Annotated in this window: 20 protein-coding genes, 1 pseudogene and 1 riboswitch; of the genes and pseudogenes, 6 read left to right on the top strand and 15 right to left on the bottom strand. The window is 63.3% G+C overall.

Annotated elements, in window-relative coordinates:
* Positions 1-114: 114 nt before the first annotated feature.
* The 5 genes from dxs to FJ943_RS22040 form a co-directional block, all read right to left on the bottom strand.
* Positions 115-2052: a 1-deoxy-D-xylulose-5-phosphate synthase gene (gene dxs, locus FJ943_RS22060; RefSeq protein ID WP_181174603.1), complete on the bottom strand. Its 1938-nt coding sequence runs from the start codon at positions 2050-2052 to the stop codon at positions 115-117.
* Between the two features lie 74 nt (positions 2053-2126).
* On the bottom strand, positions 2127-3047 hold the full coding sequence (locus tag FJ943_RS22055) for a pirin family protein (protein ID WP_140724808.1): 921 nt from the start codon (positions 3045-3047) through the stop codon (positions 2127-2129).
* Between the two features lie 39 nt (positions 3048-3086).
* Complete coding sequence (locus tag FJ943_RS22050; RefSeq protein ID WP_140724805.1) at positions 3087-3353, bottom strand: DUF2277 domain-containing protein; 267 nt, start codon at positions 3351-3353, stop codon at positions 3087-3089.
* A gap of 92 nt (positions 3354-3445) precedes the next feature.
* Positions 3446-3697 carry an exodeoxyribonuclease VII small subunit gene (locus tag FJ943_RS22045; RefSeq protein ID WP_015318808.1) on the bottom strand — a complete coding sequence of 84 codons (252 nt, stop codon included), beginning with the start codon at positions 3695-3697 and terminating at the stop codon, positions 3446-3448.
* A 3-nt stretch (positions 3698-3700) separates the two neighbouring features.
* Complete coding sequence (locus FJ943_RS22040) at positions 3701-4627, bottom strand: histone deacetylase family protein (RefSeq protein ID WP_140661419.1); 927 nt, start codon at positions 4625-4627, stop codon at positions 3701-3703.
* A gap of 178 nt (positions 4628-4805) precedes the next feature.
* A riboswitch (cobalamin riboswitch) is annotated at positions 4806-4989 on the top strand.
* A gap of 2 nt (positions 4990-4991) precedes the next feature.
* Between FJ943_RS22040 and bluB the strand changes: the two are divergent.
* Positions 4992-5666 (top strand): annotated as a pseudogene (gene bluB, locus FJ943_RS30040) (5,6-dimethylbenzimidazole synthase); the annotation flags it as partial.
* A gap of 116 nt (positions 5667-5782) precedes the next feature.
* Here the strand turns inward: bluB and FJ943_RS22030 are convergent.
* Positions 5783-6766, bottom strand: a complete 984-nt coding sequence (locus FJ943_RS22030) for a hypothetical protein (RefSeq protein ID WP_246671916.1) — start codon at positions 6764-6766, stop codon at positions 5783-5785.
* Positions 6767-6855: 89 nt separating this feature from the next.
* Positions 6856-7464, bottom strand: coding sequence for a TetR/AcrR family transcriptional regulator (locus FJ943_RS22025; protein ID WP_015318812.1), 609 nt, complete (start codon positions 7462-7464; stop codon positions 6856-6858).
* Positions 7465-7584: 120 nt separating this feature from the next.
* Between FJ943_RS22025 and FJ943_RS22020 the strand changes: the two genes are divergently transcribed.
* On the top strand, positions 7585-8805 hold the full coding sequence (locus FJ943_RS22020) for an MFS transporter (RefSeq protein WP_140724798.1): 1221 nt from the start codon (positions 7585-7587) through the stop codon (positions 8803-8805).
* A gap of 19 nt (positions 8806-8824) precedes the next feature.
* On the opposite strand, the gene ribB is transcribed toward FJ943_RS22020, so the two are convergent.
* Positions 8825-9925: a 3,4-dihydroxy-2-butanone-4-phosphate synthase gene (gene ribB, locus FJ943_RS22015; RefSeq protein WP_015318814.1), complete on the bottom strand. Its 1101-nt coding sequence runs from the start codon at positions 9923-9925 to the stop codon at positions 8825-8827.
* 126 nt (positions 9926-10051) lie between these two features.
* The gene (aroC, locus tag FJ943_RS22010; RefSeq protein ID WP_140724795.1) at positions 10052-11158 is read right to left on the bottom strand and encodes a chorismate synthase; all 1107 of its coding nucleotides are present in this window, start codon (positions 11156-11158) and stop codon (positions 10052-10054) included.
* Positions 11159-11341: 183 nt separating this feature from the next.
* Here aroC and FJ943_RS22005 point away from each other — a divergent pair, with 183 nt between their 5' ends.
* Positions 11342-11605 (top strand): DUF1344 domain-containing protein, encoded by a 264-nt coding sequence (locus FJ943_RS22005; RefSeq protein ID WP_015318816.1) that lies wholly within the window; start codon positions 11342-11344, stop codon positions 11603-11605.
* 9 nt (positions 11606-11614) lie between these two features.
* Here FJ943_RS22005 and FJ943_RS22000 read toward each other — a convergent pair whose 3' ends face one another.
* The 4 genes from FJ943_RS22000 to FJ943_RS21985 form a co-directional block, all read right to left on the bottom strand.
* A complete protein-coding gene (locus FJ943_RS22000) occupies positions 11615-12208 on the bottom strand; it encodes a histidine phosphatase family protein (RefSeq protein WP_140661424.1) in 594 nt (197 codons plus the stop codon).
* A gap of 52 nt (positions 12209-12260) precedes the next feature.
* Positions 12261-13079, bottom strand: a complete 819-nt coding sequence (gene fabI / locus FJ943_RS21995) for an enoyl-ACP reductase FabI (RefSeq protein ID WP_015318818.1) — start codon at positions 13077-13079, stop codon at positions 12261-12263.
* 105 nt (positions 13080-13184) lie between these two features.
* The gene (locus FJ943_RS21990; protein WP_140724792.1) at positions 13185-14117 is read right to left on the bottom strand and encodes a J domain-containing protein; all 933 of its coding nucleotides are present in this window, start codon (positions 14115-14117) and stop codon (positions 13185-13187) included.
* Positions 14118-14217: 100 nt separating this feature from the next.
* Complete coding sequence (locus tag FJ943_RS21985) at positions 14218-14679, bottom strand: RT0821/Lpp0805 family surface protein (protein ID WP_015318820.1); 462 nt, start codon at positions 14677-14679, stop codon at positions 14218-14220.
* A gap of 40 nt (positions 14680-14719) precedes the next feature.
* Here FJ943_RS21985 and pdxH point away from each other — a divergent pair, with 40 nt between their 5' ends.
* Positions 14720-15337, top strand: a complete 618-nt coding sequence (gene pdxH / locus FJ943_RS21980) for a pyridoxamine 5'-phosphate oxidase (RefSeq protein ID WP_140617306.1) — start codon at positions 14720-14722, stop codon at positions 15335-15337.
* Between the two features lie 8 nt (positions 15338-15345).
* Here the strand turns inward: pdxH and FJ943_RS21975 are convergent, their stop codons facing one another.
* Both FJ943_RS21975 and FJ943_RS21970 read right to left on the bottom strand, forming a co-directional pair.
* Entirely contained in the window at positions 15346-16098 is a 753-nt protein-coding gene (locus FJ943_RS21975) for a crotonase/enoyl-CoA hydratase family protein (RefSeq protein ID WP_140724789.1), read from the bottom strand.
* 19 nt (positions 16099-16117) lie between these two features.
* Positions 16118-17887 carry an acyl-CoA dehydrogenase family protein gene (locus tag FJ943_RS21970; protein ID WP_140724786.1) on the bottom strand — a complete coding sequence of 590 codons (1770 nt, stop codon included), beginning with the start codon at positions 17885-17887 and terminating at the stop codon, positions 16118-16120.
* Between the two features lie 212 nt (positions 17888-18099).
* Here FJ943_RS21970 and FJ943_RS21965 point away from each other — a divergent pair, with 212 nt between their 5' ends.
* Positions 18100-18336, top strand: coding sequence for a hypothetical protein (locus tag FJ943_RS21965; protein WP_140617309.1), 237 nt, complete (start codon positions 18100-18102; stop codon positions 18334-18336).
* Between the two features lie 140 nt (positions 18337-18476).
* On the top strand, positions 18477-19586 hold the full coding sequence (locus FJ943_RS21960) for a glycoside hydrolase family 25 protein (RefSeq protein ID WP_140724904.1): 1110 nt from the start codon (positions 18477-18479) through the stop codon (positions 19584-19586).
* Positions 19587-19602 lie beyond the last annotated feature (16 nt).

Raw genomic sequence — 19602 nt, 5'->3', positions numbered from 1 at the left:
GGGCGGCGTTGAAAAACGGCCAAGGAACAGGGTAAGCAAAACGCCAAACGGCAACGTTAACAATGCCTTATAAAATCGAGCCGGCAAACTGATTCAAGCTGTTGAGGTTTTGATTCAGGCGCGCTGGGCGCGGACCGTATGACCGAGCGCGGTGAATACGGTGCGCACGATTCCGGCGACGTCGAGGCCAGCATCGGCATACATCTTCTCTGGCTTGGCGTGGTCGGTGAAGTCATCCGGCAGCACCAGCGGGCGTACCTTCAGGCCGCTTTCGAGCAGTCCTTCATGGGCGAGGAATTGCAGCACATGGCTGGCGAAGCCGCCAATTGCGCCCTCCTCCACCGTCACCAGAACCTCATGCGAGCGGGCCAGCCGCCGGATCAGATCCTGGTCGAGCGGCTTGGCGAAACGGGCATCGGCGACCGTGGTGGAAAGCCCGGCCGCGCCGAGTTCCTCGGCCGCGATGAGGCAATCCTGCAGCCTTGTGCCGAAGGACAGGAGGGCAACCTTGCTGCCTTCCCGGACGACGCGGCCTTTGCCGATCTCCAGAACAGAGCCGCGCTCGGGCATGTCGACGCCGACGCCGTTGCCGCGCGGATAGCGGAAGGCGATCGGCCCGTCGTCATAGCTGGCGGCGGTGCGCACCATGTGACGCAATTCCGCCTCGTCGGCCGCGGCCATTACGACAAAGCCCGGCAGGCTTGCCAGGAAGGTGGTGTCGAACGCGCCGCAATGGGTGGCACCGTCGGCGCCGACAAAGCCGGCGCGATCGATGGGGAAACGCACCGGCAGTTTCTGGATCGCGACGTCATGGACGACCTGATCGTAGGCACGCTGCAGGAAGGTCGAATAGATCGCGGCGAAGGGCTTGTAGCCTTCCGTCGCCAGGCCGGCGGCGAAGGTCACCGCATGCTGCTCGGCAATGCCGACGTCGAAAGTCCTTGACGGAAACACCTCGCCGAACAGGTCGAGGCCGGTGCCGCCCGGCATGGCGGCGGTGACGGCGACGATGCGGTCGTCCTCGCGCCCCTCCTGGATCAGGCTTTCGGCAAACACCTTGGTGTAGGCCGGTGCATTGGCCGGCGCCTTGGCCTGTGCGCCGGTGATGACGTCGAATTTGTTGACGCCATGATACTTGTCGGCAGCCGCCTCCGCCGGCGCGTAGCCCTTGCCCTTCTGGGTGACGACATGGATCAGCACCGGACCCTTGCCGTTGTCACGGACATTTTTCAGGACCGGGATGAGATGCTCCAGATTGTGACCGTCAATCGGGCCGATGTGATAGAAGCCGAGTTCCTCGAACAAGGTGCCGCCGGTGACGTAACCGCGCGCATGCTCGACCGCGCGGGTGATGGCTCGATCGGCCCGCTTGCCGAGATAGGAGGTCAGCTTCTTGCCAAAGTCGCGCAGGCCGATATAGGCCCTGCCGGAAGCCAGACGCGCCAGATAGGCGCTCATGGCGCCGGTTGGCGGGGCGATCGACATGTCATTGTCGTTGAGGATGACGATGAGGCGCGCATCGAGCGCGCCGGCATTGTTCATCGCCTCATAAGCCATGCCGGCCGACATGGCGCCGTCGCCGATGACGGAGATGACATTGTTGCGCCCGCCTGAGAGGTCGCGGGCGGCGGCCATGCCGAGGCCGGCCGATATCGATGTCGAGGAGTGGGCGGCGCCGAACGGGTCATATTCGCTCTCGGCTCGGCGGGTGAAGCCCGACAACCCGCCTTCCTGGCGCAAGGTGCGGATGCGGTCGCGACGGCCGGTCAGTATCTTGTGTGGATAGGCCTGGTGGCCGACATCCCAGATCAGCCGGTCATCGGGTGTGTTGAAGACATAGTGCAGCGCCACGGTCAGTTCGACCACGCCAAGCCCGGCTCCGAGATGGCCGCCGGTGCGCGACACCGCGTCGATCAGTTCGAGGCGAAGCTCTGATGCCAGTTGCGGCAAGTCGCTCTCGGCCAGCGTGCGCAGGTCGGCCGGGACGCGAACCCTATCGAGAAGCGGCGTATGCGGCGTTGCGTTCACGTTGGGCCCAGACTTTCTGTTCATCGGCGGATAGGCCGCCGGCCGGCGAAAGTAAATGCGTGTCGCTGACGCGGACGGTCAGCCCCTCACCGATCTTCTCAGCCTTCCGGCAGCGGGATGAATTCTTTCTCATCGCCAGGAACGATATCGAAGCGGCCGGTCTTCCATTCCTGCTTGGCCTGCTCGATGCGCTCCTTGGACGAGGAAACGAAATTCCACCAGATGTAGCGCTTCGAACCGAGAGACGCGCCGCCGAACAGCATGAAATGCGCACCCATCGATGACGATATGATGATCTCGTCGCCGGGCCGGAACACCAGCAGCCGTTCCGCTGGAAAGGCATCACCCGAAATCGAAACCTCGCCCTCCAGCGTGTAGATGGCGCGCTCCTCGGCCTCGGGCGGGATTTTGACGCTGGCGCCAGGCGCCAGCCGCAAATCTGCATAGAGTGTTTCGGAATCGGCCCGCACCGGAGACCGCAACCCCTGGAAATCGCCGATGACGACGCGGCCGCTGACGCCTTCGGCGTCGATTTCGGGAAGCCGCAGCGCCGCTGTGTTCTCGAACACCGGTGCCACCTCTTCCTTGCCGTCCGGCAGAGCCAACCAGGTCTGCAGGCCGGAGATCGACATCGGCGCGCCGCGCAATTCCTGCGGCGTGCGCTCGGAGTGGACGATGCCGCGACCGGCCGTCATCAGGTTCACGTCGCCGGGTTGAATGACCATTTCGGTGCCGAGCGAATCGCGGTGCCTGATCTTGCCGTCGAACAGATAGGTCACGGTCGACAGGCCGATATGCGGGTGGGGACGGACATCGAGCGCCTGGCCCGCGCGCATGATCGCGGGACCCATTCGATCGAAGAAGATGAACGGCCCGACCAGGCGCCGCTTGGCGGTCGGCAAGGCGCGACGCACCTCGAAACCGCCAATGTCCTTGGCGTTGGGGATAACCATCAGCTCGATCTGGTCGCTGGCGAAGGCATCGCCGGCCTCAGGGTCCTTGCCGGGGAAGAAGCTCATGAACTCTCCTCGTCAGCGGTCAGTGGGCGCTTGGGCATATCAGGCGAACCGGATCGCCGCTTTCGCTTTTAATTTGGCCGCCACCTCTTCGCGATTGCGAGGATGCTGGTGGGTTTCGAGGGAATCGAGCAATTCGCGTGCGGATGCCGCGATGGCTTCGACCGCATGATCGAACACATGCTGGTTCTTGGCAGAAGGCCGCGTCGTGCCGCTCAGCTTGCGGACAAACTGCAGTGCCGCGTCGCGGACTTCGTCGTTGGTTGCCGGCGGATCAAAATTGAACAGGGTCTTGATGTTTCTGCACATCGCTTCCGTATCTCCTCTTGTCCGTTTCAATCGGGACGAACTGTATCCTCAATGATGATCGTGTCCAAAAACCGGTAAGGCTGCTCCGGACCTCAGTCCGCGTCGAGCGGCTCGGTTCCAACCGGCTTGCCGTCGCGCGACAGCCTGATCTTCTCGACCTTGTCCTCGGCGGCCTTCAGCAGCCGGTCGCAATGAACCTTCAGCGCCTCCCCGCGCTCGTAAATCCGGATCGACTGGTCGAGCGGCACGTCGCCACGCTCCAGATCATCGACGATCTTCTCCAGTGCGTCGAGTGCCTGTTCAAAGCTCATCGCCTTGACGTCTTCGTTGATCTCACCGGTCATCATTCATCCTTTCATCAGTCGCCCGACATGGGCGGCGACCGAAAATGCCAATCCCTGCAGATCGTAGCCGCCCTCGAGCAGGCTGACGAGCCGGTTGCCGCCGTGGATTGCGGCGCGCTGCATCAGCTGGCCGGTCGCCCAGTCGAAATCGTCCTCGGTCAGATTGATTTCCGCCAGCGGGTCGCGATGGTGCGCGTCGAAGCCGGCCGAAACGATAATCAGATCCGGCGCGAAATTGTCGAGTGCCGGCAGCACGCGCGACAGGAACGCATCGCGAAACACCTCGCTGCCCGTCCGAGGCGCCAGCGGCGCATTGACGATGTTGCCGGCGCCGGTCTCACTCTTCGCGCCCGTGCCGGGATAAAGCGGCATCTGGTGCGTCGAGCAATAGAGCACCGAGGGATCGTCCCAGAAAATATCCTGCGTGCCGTTGCCGTGGTGCACGTCCCAGTCGACGACCGCGACACGCTCGGCGCCGTGCTTCTTCTGCGCATGGCGCGCTGCGATTGCCGCCGTGTTGAAGAAGCAGAAGCCCATGGCCGTGGTCTTTTCGGCATGGTGGCCGGGCGGACGGGCGGCGACGAAAACGTTGTCGGCGCGGCCCGCAAAGACGTCGTCGACGGCAGCATTGGCGGCACCGATCGCCGTAATCACCGCTTGCCAGCTTTTCGGGCTGGCGGTGGTGTCGGCGTCGATGCGGGCAATGCCTTCGTCGGGGATGGCGGCGCGGACACGCGCGACGAAATCGGCGGGATGCGCGTAGAGGATGGTCGCCTCGTCGCCGTGCGGTGCCTCGACGCGGTCAAGCGTGGCAAAAGCTTCGTCGTCGAGCACGCGCTCGATGGCGCGCAGGCGGTCGGGCCGCTCGGGGTGACCGGGCGGCGTGATGTGTTCGAGAAAGATCGGGTGCGTGTAGAGACGGGTGGCCATGCCCCCTATCTAGTGCCCCGGCGTCGTGATGGCCATGCGTTGCGGCTTGATCGCTGGGGAAAATCGAACCTGCGTCCATTCATATCGCTGCGGGCATTGGCGGCGCCGGCCCTTCGGCGTAAGGTCGCAACCACTGCCTGGTGCCCGCCGGGCTGTTTGTTTTAGCGACATTCTGCGACGCCAAGTGATTCCACTTGGCTGCAAATGCCTTGGCGGGAGAATCGGGAACACGGTTGAACTCCGTGGCGTGCCCAACGCTGTGAGGGGGACCGCGCCGGTAAAATGCCACTGTCGATGACGGGAAGGCACCGGACGCGGGTTGATCCCGAGCCAGAAGACCGGCCTGGCAGGCATCGTCATCCGCATGGTCAGGCGGATGACATCGATTGCAATCGCAAGGGGACAAGCGATGCCGGAAGCTATGACCGCTCCAATGGGCGATGGATTTGACCAGATTGCGCGCGACGCTGTTTACCGCGCCATGTTTACGCGGCGCGACGTCCGCAGCCATTTTACATCGGAAGCGATCGACGACGAAGTGCTGGCGCGGCTGCTGCTTGCCGCCCATCACGCGCCATCGGTCGGCTTCATGCAACCCTGGAACTTCATCGTCATTCGCGATGCCGCGCGGCGGGCGGAAGTGCGCGACCTGTTCCTGGCCGCGCGAGAACGGGAACTGCCTGAAATCGAGGCAGAACGGCAGGCGCTCTACCGCAAGCTCAAGCTCGAAGGCATTTGCGAAAGCGCGCTCAACATCTGCATCACCTGCGACCGCGAGCGCTCGAAAGGCTCGCCGCTGGGGCGCTGGCACAATCCGGAGATGGATCTCTACAGCACGGTCTGCGCGGTGCAGAATTTTTGGCTGGCGGCACGCGCCGAGGGCGTCGGCGTCGGCTGGGTCAGCATCATCGAGGCGCAAGCGCTGAAAAGCTTGCTGGGTATTCCCGATCAAGTGACGCCGATCGCCTATCTCTGCGTCGGCCGCGTTTCCGAATTCGCACCGAAGCCGGATCTCGAAACACACGGCTGGGGCCGGCGGCTGCCGTTGCCCGAGCTTATCATGAGCGAGACTTTTCGCGGACAAGGCGAAGCGCCGCTCAAATCAGCAGTGGCGCGCCTCGGCACCGTCGCCGGTGCGCCGGCGAGGCCGGTTGATCAGCTCGTCGCGCCGGCAGTGCCCCACCGTGAGCCACCGAAAGAAGCCAGTGCCCTGTCCTTGAGTTCCCTGAACTTCGACGAGGCTTCGGCCAGCCTGGCGTCCCAGGCGGCATCGGGCACCTGACCCTCGATGGTCTTGAAATAGACCTGCATCAGGCAGGCAATGGCGAACGGCTCGATGAAGGCCGCCTTGAAAGCCCAGGCAAAGACGATTGCCAGCACGAAAGCCCAGCCGGCGAGCTGCCCGGGCATGACGTAAAGAATAGCGGCTGCCGGAGCCAGCATCAGCAGGAAAATCACGAACGACACGCCCCACATGATGACCCCTAGCCAGACGGCATTCTTGACCATGGTCTTGCCGTTCTGGGCGTAGAGCACAACGCCTTGGCGCGCGGTTTCGAACGGCGAGGACGAACTGTTGCGGATGTTGTAGCCGAGAATGATCTCGTCGACATAGGTCAGCGACAGGCGAATCACCGTGTTGAGGAACGAAACCAGGCCGCTCAGGCCAGGAATGGGCAGGAAGGCCGCGATGCCGCCGAGCAGGCCGGTGATGGCGCGTATGGCGCCCTTGACCAATTGGTCGACGACGAAAAGGATGTTGGCCTCGGCAAAACGCTCGGTCACGACCTCTTTCGCGTAGGCGATCTGGTTCTGGCCATTGGGAATATCATGGCCGTCGATCAGATGCACCATGACGGCGATATGGCCCGCCTTGACGACGTAGAGGATGTATTCGCGGATCCAGTGGACGGCGATCGAGACGATGCCGAAACCGACCACGCCGCCCCACATCGCAAAAGACAATGGTCCGTCGGGATCGGTGGAAATATGGCCGACGCCATAGCCGACGGAGGCGCCGGTGCCGGTGGCCACGATGTAGGCCAGGGTGATCCCAAAATAGATGATCATGCGAAAGACAATGAAAGGCCAGGTCCGCATCATGATGGACACCGACCTGCCGATATCGAAATCCCACATGCCCGAATCTCCCCTCAGAGATGGCTGCGGAGGATGCGCTCAAACCGGCTATTGTCAATTGCAGGCAGTGGCGGGACTGCCATGGTGGTTCATCTTGAAAGCGCTTCCGGCTTTTTCAGCAGGCCTTCGAGCAATTGCTTGAACGCGGCCACCACCATCTTCGATGTCGCTTCGGGATCTTGCGAATTGGCGATGCGCTGCGCGGCCTGGCTGCTCGCCCCATTGATCAGCCGCGCTGCCGACTCCGGGTCGACGCCGGGGACGACCACCCCTTCCCGCTGCAGCGCTGTCAGATGATCGGTCATTGAACCGACGCAGGCATTGGCATTCGACCACAGTGCCGGATCGCCCAGCACAGCCGGACCATCCCGGAACATGATGCGCTGGATTTCCGGCTCCAGCGCCATTTCGATATAGGTGGTGCATTCGTCGACGAAATGCTGCCAGCGGGTCGGCGCCCGCGACGCGACCTCATTCACCCGGGCCGCCATTTCCGCGTCGATTTCGGCGATAACCGCCTCAAGCAGTCCCTTCTTGTCGCCGAAGTGATGATAAAGGGCGCCGCGCGTCAGCCCGGCCGACGCGGTGAAATCATCCATCGACGCTTCGGCATAGCCGATGGTGCCGAAAGCCTGGCGCGCCGCGGCGATCAGCTTGGCGCGTGTCTCGGCGATCATCTCCTTGCGCGGTCGATGCATGCTTCTGGCCTTACTTACATACGCTCCGTATGCCAATTGACATACGCGACGTATGCTCTATTTAACACTTATACGTCTCGTATGTAATTGTCGAATCGCCCCTTGTCGAGGAACAGGATCATGCAAAACCCCTATTCGGAAATCTTTCGCGCTCCCGGAGCCACGGGCTTTGCCGCCGCCGGCTTCATGGCGCGCCTGCCGATCGCCATGGCGCCGATCGGCATCGTGGCGATGCTGTCGCAGACGCGTGGCGAATACTGGCTGGCGGGTGCGGTTTCGGCGACATTCGCCTTGGCCAATGCCTTCCTGGCGCCGCAGATATCGAGGTTGGTCGACCGCCTCGGCCAGACGCGGGTTGTCGTACCCACCACCATCATCTCCGTGCTCGCATTCGCGGCCCTGATCGCATCGGCCAATCAAGGCTGGCCGGTATGGACGCTGTTCGCGTCGGCACTGCTGGCCGCGGCGATGCCAAGCATGCCGGCCATGGTGCGGGCGCGCTGGACCGAGATTTTCCGGGGCCGGTCCGAGATGAACACCGCCTTCGCCTTCGAGTCGGCGGCGGACGAACTGGTCTATATCGCCGGCGCATCGCTGTCTGTGGGCCTCAGCGCCGCGCTGTTCCCGGAAGCGGGCGTGCTCGTCAGCACGCTGTTCCTCGCCTTGGGCTCGACAGCCTTCATTCTGCAGCGTTCGACCGAGCCGCAAGTGCGGCCGGTGGACCATGGCTCCAGCGGCTCGGCAATCCGCCTGGGGCCGGTCCAAATCATCACCTTCGCCATGATCTTCATCGGCGCGACCTTCGCGACGACGGAGGTGAGCACGGTGGCGATCACCAAGGAACTCGGCCAGCCGGGCACTGCCAGTCTCGTCATCGGCGTCTATGCGCTGGGCTCCTTCGTGCTCGGCATCATCATCGGCGCGCTCAACCTGAAAGCACCGCTGCAACGCCAGCTCGCCATCGCGGTTGCCTTGGTCGCGCTCGGCACACTGCTGCCGCTTACCGCCAGCACCGTGCCAGCGCTCGCGCTGACTGTCTTCATCAGTGGCGTGGCGATCTCGCCGACCTTCATCACCGCCTTCGGCCTGATCGAGCGGCATGTCCCGGAAGCGATGCTGACCGAAGGCATCACCTGGGTAACCACCGGGATCGGCATCGGCATGGCGCTGGGCTCCTTCGCCGCCGGCGCCGTGGTGGATGCATTCGGCGCCCAGAACGGATTCTGGGTCTCGGTGACGTCAGGCGCTATCGCGCTGATCACGGTGCTGCTCGGCCAGCGCAGCCTCGCCACCCACGAATGCGAGTTGGAAGGATGCGAGGCGGCAATCCCGGCCGAGTGACAGGCAGGGTTTGTCGAGATCAGAGGATCTCGGTCTTGGCGATGTGAATGCCAAAACCCTCGAGGCCGACATAGTGGCGTTCGCGCGAGGCAATCAGGTTAATGGATGAAATGCCGAGGTCCTTCAGGATCTGGGCGCCAAGGCCGATCTCGCGCCATTCGCTCTCGCGCCGGCGCGCCTCTTCATGGTCCTCGCGGTCGCCTGGCGCCGGCCGGTTGCGCTCCTGGTGGGCAACGCCGACCGAGCCTTCCCTGAGATAGACAATGACGCCGCGCTTGCGCTCGCCCATCGCCTTCATGATGCCGTCGAGCCGGTGGCTGGTTCCGAACACGTCGGTCACCACATCCTCCGAATGCAGCCGCACCGGCACCTCCTCGCCATCGCGGATGTCGCCGAAGACGATGGCGACGTGATGCATCGTGTCCCAGGGCAGCGTGTAGGTGAAGACCTGCGCCTTGCCGCCCAGCGTCTCGATGTCGGAGCAGGCGACGCGCTCGACCAGGGTCTCCTTGCGCTGCCGGTAAGCGATGAGGTCGGCGACCGATACCTGCTTGAGGCCATGCTCCTCGGCGAAAGCCGCGACCTGCGGGCCGCGCTTGACGGTGCCGTCGTCGTTGACCAGTTCCGAGATCACGCCGATCGGCGGCAGGCCGGCGAGCTTGCACAAATCGACCGCCGCCTCGGTATGACCCGAGCGCATCAAGACGCCGCCCTCGCGCGCGATGAGCGGGAAGATGTGGCCAGGGCGGACGAAATCGGAGGCGCCGACATTGCCGTTGGCGAGGTTGCGCACGGTCAGCGTGCGGTCGTCGGCCGAAATGCCTGTCGTCGTGCCATGCTTGAAGTCGACGCTGACGGTAAAGGCGGTGGTGTGAGCCGAATCATTGTCGGCCACCATCGGCGCGAGGTTCAGCCGTTTAGCCTCCTCGCGCGGCATCGGCGTGCAGACGATGCCCGACGTGTTGCGAACGATGAAGGCCATCTTCTCCGGCGTGCAATGGACGGCGGCGACGATCAGGTCGCCCTCGTTCTCGCGCCCGTCATCGTCCATGACGACGACGATCTCGCCGCGTTCGAAGGCGCGGATGGCTTCGACAATCTTCTTCTGGTCGTAAGGCATGGAACGCTCGCTTTGCTCGCAGGGCAGTAGGGGAATAGGGCAGTAAGGCAGTAGGGGAAAGGAAAATCCTGGCTGTTTCGGCTGGCTGCGTAACCTACTGCCCTACTGCCCTACTGCCCTACGGCCCTATTCCCCTCCCTTCCCCGTCTGTCCTCTGTGCCGCAGATAGTGGTCGGCAATGGCGCAGGCAACCATGGCCTCGCCGATCGGCACGGCTCGGATGCCGACGCAAGGATCGTGGCGACCCTTGGTCATCACCTCCACGTCGTTGCCGTCCTTGTCGATCGACTTCCGGGGCGTCAGGATCGACGAAGTCGGCTTCACCGCAAAACGGGCGACGATCGCCTGGCCCGTCGAGATGCCGCCCAGGATGCCGCCGGCATTGTTGGACAGGAACACCGGCTTGCCGTCATTGCCCATGCGCATCTCGTCGGCATTCTGTTCGCCGGTGATGCGGGCGGCCTCGAAACCATTGCCGATCTCGACGCCCTTGACGGCGTTGATCGACATCAAGCCGGACGCGATGTCCTGGTCGAGCTTGGCGTAGATCGGCGCGCCGAGGCCGGCAGGCACACCGTCGGCGACGATCTCGATCACCGCGCCAACCGAGGAACCGGCCTTGCGGATACCGTCGAGATACCGCGTGAAAACAGGAATCGAAGCCGGATCCGGCGTGAAGAACGGGTTCTCGGCATCGCCGATGAAATTCCAGTTCCAGTTGGCGCGGTCGATCGACTTTTCGCCCATCGACACGAGCGCGCCGCGCACCACCATGCCCGGCACCACTTTGCGGGCGAGCGCGCCGGCAGCGACCCTGGCAGCGGTCTCGCGTGCCGAGGAGCGGCCGCCGCCGCGATAGTCGCGTATGCCGTATTTGACGTCGTAGGTGTAGTCGGCATGGCCCGGCCGGAACTGGCGGGCGATCTCGCCATAGTCCTTCGAGCGTTGATCGACATTCTCGATCAACATCGACACCGGCGTGCCGGTGGTGATCATCGTCGCGCCGTCCTCGTCGAGGACGAAGCCTGAGAGGATCTTCACTTCGTCCGGCTCGCGGCGCTGCGTGACGAAGCGCGACTGACCCGGGCGGCGCTTGTCGAGTTCGGCCTGGATTTCATCGCGCGTGAAACGGATACCCGGCGGACAACCATCGACCACGCAGCCGAGCGCCGCGCCATGGCTCTCGCCCCAGGTGGTGACGCGGAAAAGATGGCCGAACGTGTTGTGAGACATGGAAAGTGCCCTGCCCGGCATCGAAACCGGCTGAAGCCAGCCTTCTATTGGCGTTTTCCACAGTGGTCAAACTGTGATCCGACGGATTTAGTTTTGACACATTCGGTTGGTTTCTGCTCTCCTCCATTCGCCGTTGAGGATCCGCCGCCACCCAGGCCGGCGCAATGACCAAAGAGGACGATGATGCGTACCCTGATTGGCGCTGTTGCCGCCACGCTGCTGCTCTCCACCGCCGCCTTTGCCGGCCAGACCGAAGGCCTGATCAAGAAGATCGACAAGGACGCGCTGACGCTGACGCTGGACGACGGCAAATCTTACAAGCTGAACGCCGAAACCGATCTTGATGCGCTGAAGCCGGGGATGGACATCGTCATTGCTTACGATGTGACCGATGGCGAAAACGTCGTCACCGACATGCAGCTGCCGGGGGACAGCGACACGAACTAGGAGTTGGCGTCACCGGGCGAGCCACTCCAGGCTCCTGCCTTCAAGTTTGAGCACGCGATCCTGCGGTATCTCCAGGTTCGCGGCCTCGTCCTCGGCCATATCGAGCACGAAGCGAAACAGGGTGCGCATGACGCCCCCGTGCGTCACGCAAATCGTCTGCCCCCGAAGCTCATCGAACCATGGCTTCACCCGTTCGAGCAGCATCTGGTAGCTCTCCGCGCCTTCACCTGGCGGCTGAAAATTCCACTTGTCCAGTGCGCGGGATCGGCTCGCGCCGGGCGACTGCCTCTCAAGCTCGGCGAAGGTAAAACTCTGCCAATCGCCGAAATTGACTTCAATCAGTCTGATATCGGTTCGATAGGCGAGCGGATCGAGCCTCATGGCGGCGCGGATGCGTTCCATCGTTTCGCGCGTGCGTCTCATCGGACTGGCGACGAAGTCGAATTCCTGGGGAGCGCCGACGAGTTCGGCCAGCCGATGCCCGTTTGCGCTCGCCTGTTCGCGGCCGAGAGCATTGAGATCGGTATCGGCCTGGCCCTGAAGCCGGAACTCGGCATTCCACGCGGTCTGGCCGTGGCGCACGATATAAACCAGCGGGTACATCAGCTCTTCCGGAGATCGGGCCAGGGCCTGGACGGAGGAAAGGCGGGGAGAGCTAATCCTTGACCGTCGAAATATCGGGTGCGTCGACCGCTTTCATGCCGACGACGTGGTAGCCGGAATCGACATGGTGCACTTCGCCGGTGACGCCACGCGACAGGTCGGACAGGAAATAGACGCCGGAATCGCCGACCTCTTCCTGCGTGACCGTCTGCTTCAGTGGCGAATTGTATTCGTTCCACTTCAGGATGTAGCGGAAGTCGCCGATGCCGGAGGCGGCAAGCGTCTTGATCGGACCGGCCGAGATGGCGTTGACACGGATCTTCTTGGCGCCAAGGTCGACGGCGAGATAACGCACGCTGGCCTCCAGTGCCGCCTTGGCGACGCCCATGACGTTATAGTGCGGCATGACCTTCTCGGCGCCGTAATAGGTCAGCGTCAGCAGCGAACCGCCCTCGGTCATCAGCGCTTCAGCGCGCTTGGCGATGGTGGTGAAGGAATAGACCGAAATGTCCATGGTGCGCAGGAAATTGTCGCGCGTCGTCTCGACATAGCGGCCGGTCAGCTCGTCCTTATCGGAAAAGGCAATGGCGTGCACGAGGAAGTCGAGCTTGCCCCAATGCTTGGCGACATTGGCGAAGACCTCGTCCAGGCTCGCCGGATCGGTTACGTCGCAATGGCCGGCGACAAAGGCGCCCAGTTCCGCCGCCAGCGGCTCCACGCGCTTCTTGAAGGCTTCGCCCTGATAGGTCAGCGCTATCTCGGCGCCGTGATCGACGCAGGCTTTGGCAATGCCATAAGCGATCGACCTGTTGTTGGCGACGCCAAGAATCAGGCCGCGCTTGCCGGCCATCAGGCCCTGTCCACCCGCCATATGCGTGTTCTCCGCAAGATATCTGCTTTGTGGAGTGCCTATCGCACAGGCATACAGCCCCTTCAAGCGTTCAAAGCGGACAGTTCGGGGGACAAAAGCTCTCGATCAGCCTTTTTGGCCGCGCAACAGCGATTCCAGCGCGCTGTCGCCGCCTTCCGGCAGCATGATGCGCACATGGGCATAGAGATCGCCATGGCCGCCGGCTTTCTCCGGCAAGCCCCTGCCCTTGAGCCGCAGGACCTTGTCCGAGCTCGACCAGGCGGGAACGTTGACCGCAAGCCTGCCTGTCGGCGTCTCGACCGGCACCTTGGCGCCCAGCACCGCATCGGCCAGCGAAACCGGCAGGTCGGCGTGCAGGTCACGGCCTTCGATGCGGTAACGTGGATGCCGGCGGATATGGATCTTGACCAGTGCGTCGCCGGGTTGGCCCGGTCCCTGCTCGCCCTGGCCCTTCAGCCGGATGGTCTGGCCATCCTCGACATAGGCCGGCAGCTTGACCGCAACCTTGCGGCCATCCGGGAACATCGCCGTCACCTTCTCGGCATTGGCCGCTTCCTCGATGGTGACGTCGAGCGTGACGTTCAGGTCGGCTGCTGTCGCCGCCTGGCGGCGGTCGCCCGCGCCTGGCCCGCGCGCGCCTGAAAAGGCATCGCCGAAGATCTGGCTGAAGATATCGCTGTTGCCGTCGAATGGATCGCCGCCCGGACGGCCCGAACGGAACTCGAATCGCGAGCCTCCGGCGCCCTGTTGCTGGCGGCGGAACCCGGCAAAGGGGTCGCCACCGCCGGCCGCACCTTCAAAACCCTGGAAACGCGGCTTGCCGTCGGCGTCGATCTCGCCACGATCGAAAGCCGCACGGTTCTTCTCGTCGCCGATGACCTCATAGGCCTGATTGGCCGCGGCAAAACGGTCCTTCGCCTTGGGATCATTCGGATTCTGGTCCGGATGATGCTTCTTGGCGAGTTTCCGGTACGCCGATTTTATGTCCTTGGCCGATGCGTTCTTTGCAACGCCCAGCACCTCATAGGGGTCGCGCATGCTTCCTGCCCTGGAAATGAGTTGAGTCCATACTTGCCCCCTATATGCGCTCGCATAGGAAGAAATTCCAGTAGCGGACCTTCATATCGACGGCGGAAAATCAGAGTGCCTTGAAGCCCTGCATGCGCCAGCCGCCGGCACCGGCAAGACAGAGTTCGCCCTGGAACATGGCAACGCCGTCAAAGCTTTCGCGCGAAACCTTGAAGCGGCGGCAGGTCTGGCCGCTGTCCTTCAATTCCGCCAGTTCGGTGATGGAGCCGCGCGAGCCGGTGCCGGTGTTCGCCCACGGCACCGCCTGGCCGCCGAGTTGCTCGATATCGGCGGACGATACCGCATTGCCGATCGTCGTCTGGTCGGAGTCGCGATCCGAATCGGCCGGCTTGGGCGAAGCCGATGTGCTGCTGGTCAGGATCGAGCGGTCGACTTCGGCCTTTTCCAGGCTGAAGCCACCTGCACCGCAGGCCGCGAGCGGCAGGGCGACTGCCACGATCGCCGCTTTCGTGCTGGCTGAAGCGATAACGCCCCATTGCCTGCTGTCAAAAGCTTGCGCGATACGCGACAATCGGCAACCTCCCTGGTCTCGTGACAATTTGAGAAAAACTATGAGTGACACAGAGTTAACAAGCAGTGACTTTACCGAGGCGGCCGAGCCGTTTCGCCTCTTTGCCGCATGGCTGGACGACGCTACCAAGAGCGAAATCAACGATGCCAATGGCGTGGCATTGGCGACTGTCGATGCCGAGGGCATGCCGGACGTAAGGATGGTGCTGCTCAAGGGGTTCGATGAAAGCGGCTTTGTGTTCTACACGAATTTCGAGAGCGCCAAGGGCCAGGAGATTCTTGGCAGCATGAAGGCGGCGATGTGTTTCCATTGGAAATCGCTGCGCCGCCAGGTGCGCATTCGCGGTCCGGTGGAGCTCGTCAGCGATGCGGAAGCCGACAGCTATTACGCCACGCGGCCACGCGGCAGCCGCATCGGCGCCTGGGCGTCGAAGCAATCGCGCCCGCTGGAAAGCCGCTTCGCGCTGGAAAAGGCGGTCGCAGAATACACGGCGCGTTATGCCATCGGCGAAATCCCGCGGCCGAAACATTGGTCGGGCTTCCGGATCGTGCCGAAGACGATCGAATTCTGGCACGACCGGCCGTTCCGGCTGCATGACCGCGTGGTCTTTTCACGCAACGCGGCAGGCGGCTGGGACAAGGCCAGGCTCTATCCCTGAAAAAACCTTCAGCCCTTTTTCCTGGTCATGAATGCCGTGAGAGCGGCGCGCGCCTCGTCGGATTTCAGCCGCTCGCGGAAATGCTCGCTCTCTATCCCGATGCGGGCAACCAGATCGTCGCGTGAGCCACGCATCAGGTCGCGCGCGATCTTGAGCGCTTGCGGTGGCTTGGCCGCGATCTGGCCGGCCGCTGCAAGCACCGAAGCCTCCAGCCCACCTTCCTCGACCACCTCGTAGATCAGCCCGGCGGCCTTCGCGCGCTCGGCCGAAAAGCCCTCACCGAGACCGAGCAGGGCGAAAGCACCCTGCTGGCCCAGGATGCGGGGCGCCAAAAGGCTCGATCCTGCCTCGGGCACGAGGCCGAGATCGACGAAGGGGGTTCGAAACACGGTGCGCGGCGTGGCGAAAGTCAGGTCGCAGTGCAGGTTGATCGTGGTGCCGATGCCGACCGCGATACCGTCGACGCCGGACACGATGGGCTTTTCGACCCCGGCCAGGGCGATCAGGAAATCCCAGACTTCGGTGCCGCCATCGCCGCCCGTGGCCACGACCATGAAATCGGCAAGGTCGTTGCCGGAGGAAAAGGCGCCGGGCACGCCGAGAAAGACATGGACGCGGACCGCCGGATCGGCGTCGCCTTCGGCAAGGGCCGCCGACATTTTCGCATACATGGCACGCGTCAGCGCGTTCTTCTTGTCCGGCCGGTTCATGCGGATGATCTGGATGGCGCCCTGGCGGTCGACGAGGATGTGGTCTGTCACGGTGTTTTCCTTGTGAAGGTCAGGCGGAAATCAGTGCCTCGGCGGCAGCAGCCAGGCTGACGGCGCCATCGATGACGCGCTCCTTCAAAGCGCTGGCTTCGCCAAGCAGGTTCTCGGCGAAGAAGCGGCAAAGCGCGATGCGGCCCTGGTCGGCAAGAGCGGCCCGCGCCAGATAAGCGCCGCCGGCGGCAAGCGAGATCAGCCGGAGATACGGTGTCGCGCCAGCCAGCGCCTCCTCCGTCCGGCCCTCGGCCGACAATTTCTGCAGGAAACGCGTCGCTTGCGTCAAATCGGAGAGCGCCTGATCGAGAGTGTCGGCGGTGCGGCCAAAACCTTCGAGGTTCGACGTTCGCACGGCATTCGCGATGCCGGCCAGTTCGTCAATATAGCCATGCACATGCTCGCCGCCGCCAAGCGGCAGTTTTCGGGTCACCAGGTCGATCGCCTGGATGCCGTTCGTGCCTTCATAGATCGGCGCGATGCGCGCGTCGCGATAGTACGCGGCCGCACCCGTTTCCTCGATGAAGCCCATGCCGCCATGCACCTGGACGCCAAGCGAGGCAACTTCCACGCCGACATCGGTCGAAAACGCCTTGGCGAGCGGAGTCAGCAAATTTGCACGGTCGCGCCAATGCGCCGCCTCGCCGCCTGACGACACGCGCGCCATGTCGATGGCGTGGGCACAGGAATAACTGATCGACCGCGCGATCTGGGTTAGCGCCTTCATGGTCAGGAGATTGCGCTGCACGTCGGGGTGGTGGACGATCGGCGCCATGCCGGCGCCGGCGTAATCCGCCGCCTTGCCCTGGCGGCGTTCATTGGCATAGGCAATCGCCTTCTGGGTCGCTGCTTCCGCGACCGCGACGCCCTGCATCCCGACGGCGAGGCGGGCATTGTTCATCATGGTGAACATGCAGGCGAGGCCCTTGTTCTCCTCGCCGATCAGCCAGCCGATGGCGCCAGGCCTGGCGCCCTGAAAACCATCGCCATAGATCATGGTGCAGGTCGGCGAGGCATGGATGCCGAGCTTGTGCTCGAGGCCGGAACAGAAGACGTCGTTGCGCGCACCGAGCGAGCCATCGTCGCCGACCAGGAATTTCGGCACCAGGAACAGCGAGATGCCACGCGTTCCGGCCGGCGCATCGGGAAGCCGCGCCAGTACCAGATGGATGATGTTGTCGGTGAAATCGTGCTCGCCGTAAGTGATGAATATCTTCTGGCCGAAGAGGCGGTAGGTGCCGTCGCCGGCGGGCTCGGCGCGGGCGCGCAAGGCGGCGAGGTCCGATCCGGCCTGCGGCTCGGTCAGGTTCATGGTGCCCATCCATTCGCCGGAGACGAGCTTTGCCAGATATGTCGCCTTGAGTTCCTCGGAAGCGTGCTTGTCGAGCGCCTCGACCGCGCCCATGGTCAGCGTCGGGCCGATGCCGAAGGCCATGGCGGCGGAGTTCCACATTTCGAGTGCGGCGACGCCGAGCATGGTCGGCAGCGCCTGGCCGCCATACTCTTCCGGCCCGGAGAGCGCATTCCAGCCGCCTTCGATCCAGCGGCGATAGAGTTCCTTCCACCCCGGCGGGGTGGTGACCGCGCCATCGCCGAGCACGGCGCCATGCTCGTCGCCGATTTTATAAAGGGGGGCCACCTCCTCGGAGGCGAAACGGCCCGCCTCGCCGAGGACGGCGTCGACCAGATCCTCGCTGAGGTCTCCGAACGCTCCCGTATCGATGGCGGATTTCATGCCGGCCACATGCTTCAGGGTGAACGCGATATCCTCGACCGGTGCCCGATACATGCCGCTCGATCCTCCCTTATGCATCGGCCTCGCCGACCCTAGGGCCAGTGCCGCCGCAAAACCATCCGCCTTTGGGCGGTCTCCCATCGCCTTTTTACGTAAACGTCAAATTTTGTCACGCTGATTTTGCAATCAGGCGGGGCTGTATTAAATTCGACAGATAGCCGGACCAAATCGACCGGCGACGGAAAACCAGCGACCGGAAGATTCTCATGCTTGCCAGACCTGACGCCTATCGCTGCATCGAATGCGGTTTGCCCTATCGGGCAACCGGGTTTTCCTATTATCACGGCGACCTGGGAAATGGTGCCGCCTACTGGTCGGATCGCGGCATATTGTGCTCGCCGCGATGCTCGCTTTCCCACCACCGCAAACGCGCCGTCGAAGGTACGCTGCAACAGGAGCCCGCGCCCGACCCGTTCGAATTTCAACCGTTCAGCCTGCGCTAGCTTATCCCGCACCAGGGTCCGAGAAGCATTTTCTTAACCATAGCGGTCCAGGATTTACCCTTGATCAACGGGGATTCCCTGTTTTGAAAAGGACGGCGCGCCTCCTTCGCCGCACGGCGCTTCTCGCTTTCGCGGCAGCGATTGTGCTGGGCACGGCGGCAAAGGCTTCGGACTTCTCCGAGCCGTGGAAGAGCGCTGACCGCGCGCTCGTCATCGACGCCTACGAATACAATTCCATCGACTGGGCCCAGCTTGTCACCGACAAGCGCATCGTCGCCTTCATCAACAAGGCTTCCGATGGCATGCCGCCGCCCTATTTCTGTTTCGGCGGCGACACTGACGTGAAACTGTGCAAGGCACTGTGGAAACGCCACGCGGTGACGCGCGAATTGTTCCAGACACGCAGGGTCGTGGCCAAGGCGCTCGGCATGAAATGGGGCGCCTATCATCTCGCCCGTCCCGGCAATCCGGTCGAACAGGCCAACAATTTCCTCGATTTCGCCGACCCCGCACCGGACGACCTCATGGCCCTCGACATCGAGGGCATCGATCCCTCGCAATGGATGTCGCTCGACGATGCCGAGGAGTTCGCCCGCCAGGTGCATCGGCGCATCGGCCGCTTCCCGGTGCTCTACACCAACGGCAAGACCGCCCAATATATCGCCGACAACCGCTACAAATACCGGCTCTTGTCGCGGCTGCCGCTTTGGTACGCGCGCTATAAGCCTGACATCGACGTGCATTTTCCGATGGGCAACTGGCAGGGCTACGCGCTCTGGCAGTTCTCGGCGCAGGCCAATTGCGGCCGCTTCCGTTGCCCCTACAGAGTTGCCGGCACACCCGACAACATCGACGTCAACGTGGCGCCCACGGATGCCGTCACTCTGCGCCAGCAATGGCCTTTCGGTGGCCTGATCGACGTGCCTGCCGATTATCTTGCCAGCGTACCAGTGCCGCTCTCGCGGGAAGCCGCGCTCGCCGGCAAGGCCACCATCATTTATGCCGATGTGGCGACGCCGCCGACCTTCGAGGAAATAGTCGCCGTGCTTGGTTCGCGCTGGTCAAAATTTCGCGACGGGTTCCGCATGCCAGTCGTGAAGACGGTGCCGCAACGGCCGGGGTTCGGCATTGTCCAATATGTGGCCTGGAAGCGGGGCGGGCAGCCTTCCCCCGAACAGCTTGACGCCGCCTTTGCCGCGGCCGACCCGGTCAGCACCGCTTCGACAACCCTCGACCGAGGTCAGCAATAGCCGCCACCCGGTCGGA

This window comes from Mesorhizobium sp. B2-3-10, from assembly GCF_006442275.1.
Taxonomy (GTDB): domain Bacteria; phylum Pseudomonadota; class Alphaproteobacteria; order Rhizobiales; family Rhizobiaceae; genus Mesorhizobium; species Mesorhizobium australicum.
Note: the sequence above shows the minus strand (reverse complement) of the source record. Positions and strands in the feature narration are given on the sequence as shown.

Coding starts and splice junctions, on each gene's coding strand:
- dxs (WP_181174603.1), bottom strand. CDS start 2,052: ATGAACAGAAAGTCTGGGCCCAACGTGAACGCAACGCCGCATACGCCG.
- FJ943_RS22055 (WP_140724808.1), bottom strand. CDS start 3,047: ATGAGCTTCTTCCCCGGCAAGGACCCTGAGGCCGGCGATGCCTTCGCC.
- FJ943_RS22050 (WP_140724805.1), bottom strand. CDS start 3,353: ATGTGCAGAAACATCAAGACCCTGTTCAATTTTGATCCGCCGGCAACC.
- FJ943_RS22045 (WP_015318808.1), bottom strand. CDS start 3,697: ATGACCGGTGAGATCAACGAAGACGTCAAGGCGATGAGCTTTGAACAG.
- FJ943_RS22040 (WP_140661419.1), bottom strand. CDS start 4,627: ATGGCCACCCGTCTCTACACGCACCCGATCTTTCTCGAACACATCACG.
- FJ943_RS22030 (WP_246671916.1), bottom strand. CDS start 6,766: ATGTGGGATTTCGATATCGGCAGGTCGGTGTCCATCATGATGCGGACC.
- FJ943_RS22025 (WP_015318812.1), bottom strand. CDS start 7,464: ATGCATCGACCGCGCAAGGAGATGATCGCCGAGACACGCGCCAAGCTG.
- FJ943_RS22020 (WP_140724798.1), top strand. CDS start 7,585: ATGCAAAACCCCTATTCGGAAATCTTTCGCGCTCCCGGAGCCACGGGC.
- ribB (WP_015318814.1), bottom strand. CDS start 9,925: ATGCCTTACGACCAGAAGAAGATTGTCGAAGCCATCCGCGCCTTCGAA.
- aroC (WP_140724795.1), bottom strand. CDS start 11,158: ATGTCTCACAACACGTTCGGCCATCTTTTCCGCGTCACCACCTGGGGC.
- FJ943_RS22005 (WP_015318816.1), top strand. CDS start 11,342: ATGCGTACCCTGATTGGCGCTGTTGCCGCCACGCTGCTGCTCTCCACC.
- FJ943_RS22000 (WP_140661424.1), bottom strand. CDS start 12,208: ATGTACCCGCTGGTTTATATCGTGCGCCACGGCCAGACCGCGTGGAAT.
- fabI (WP_015318818.1), bottom strand. CDS start 13,079: ATGGCGGGTGGACAGGGCCTGATGGCCGGCAAGCGCGGCCTGATTCTT.
- FJ943_RS21990 (WP_140724792.1), bottom strand. CDS start 14,117: ATGCGCGACCCCTATGAGGTGCTGGGCGTTGCAAAGAACGCATCGGCC.
- pdxH (WP_140617306.1), top strand. CDS start 14,720: ATGAGTGACACAGAGTTAACAAGCAGTGACTTTACCGAGGCGGCCGAG.
- FJ943_RS21970 (WP_140724786.1), bottom strand. CDS start 17,887: ATGTATCGGGCACCGGTCGAGGATATCGCGTTCACCCTGAAGCATGTG.
- FJ943_RS21965 (WP_140617309.1), top strand. CDS start 18,100: ATGCTTGCCAGACCTGACGCCTATCGCTGCATCGAATGCGGTTTGCCC.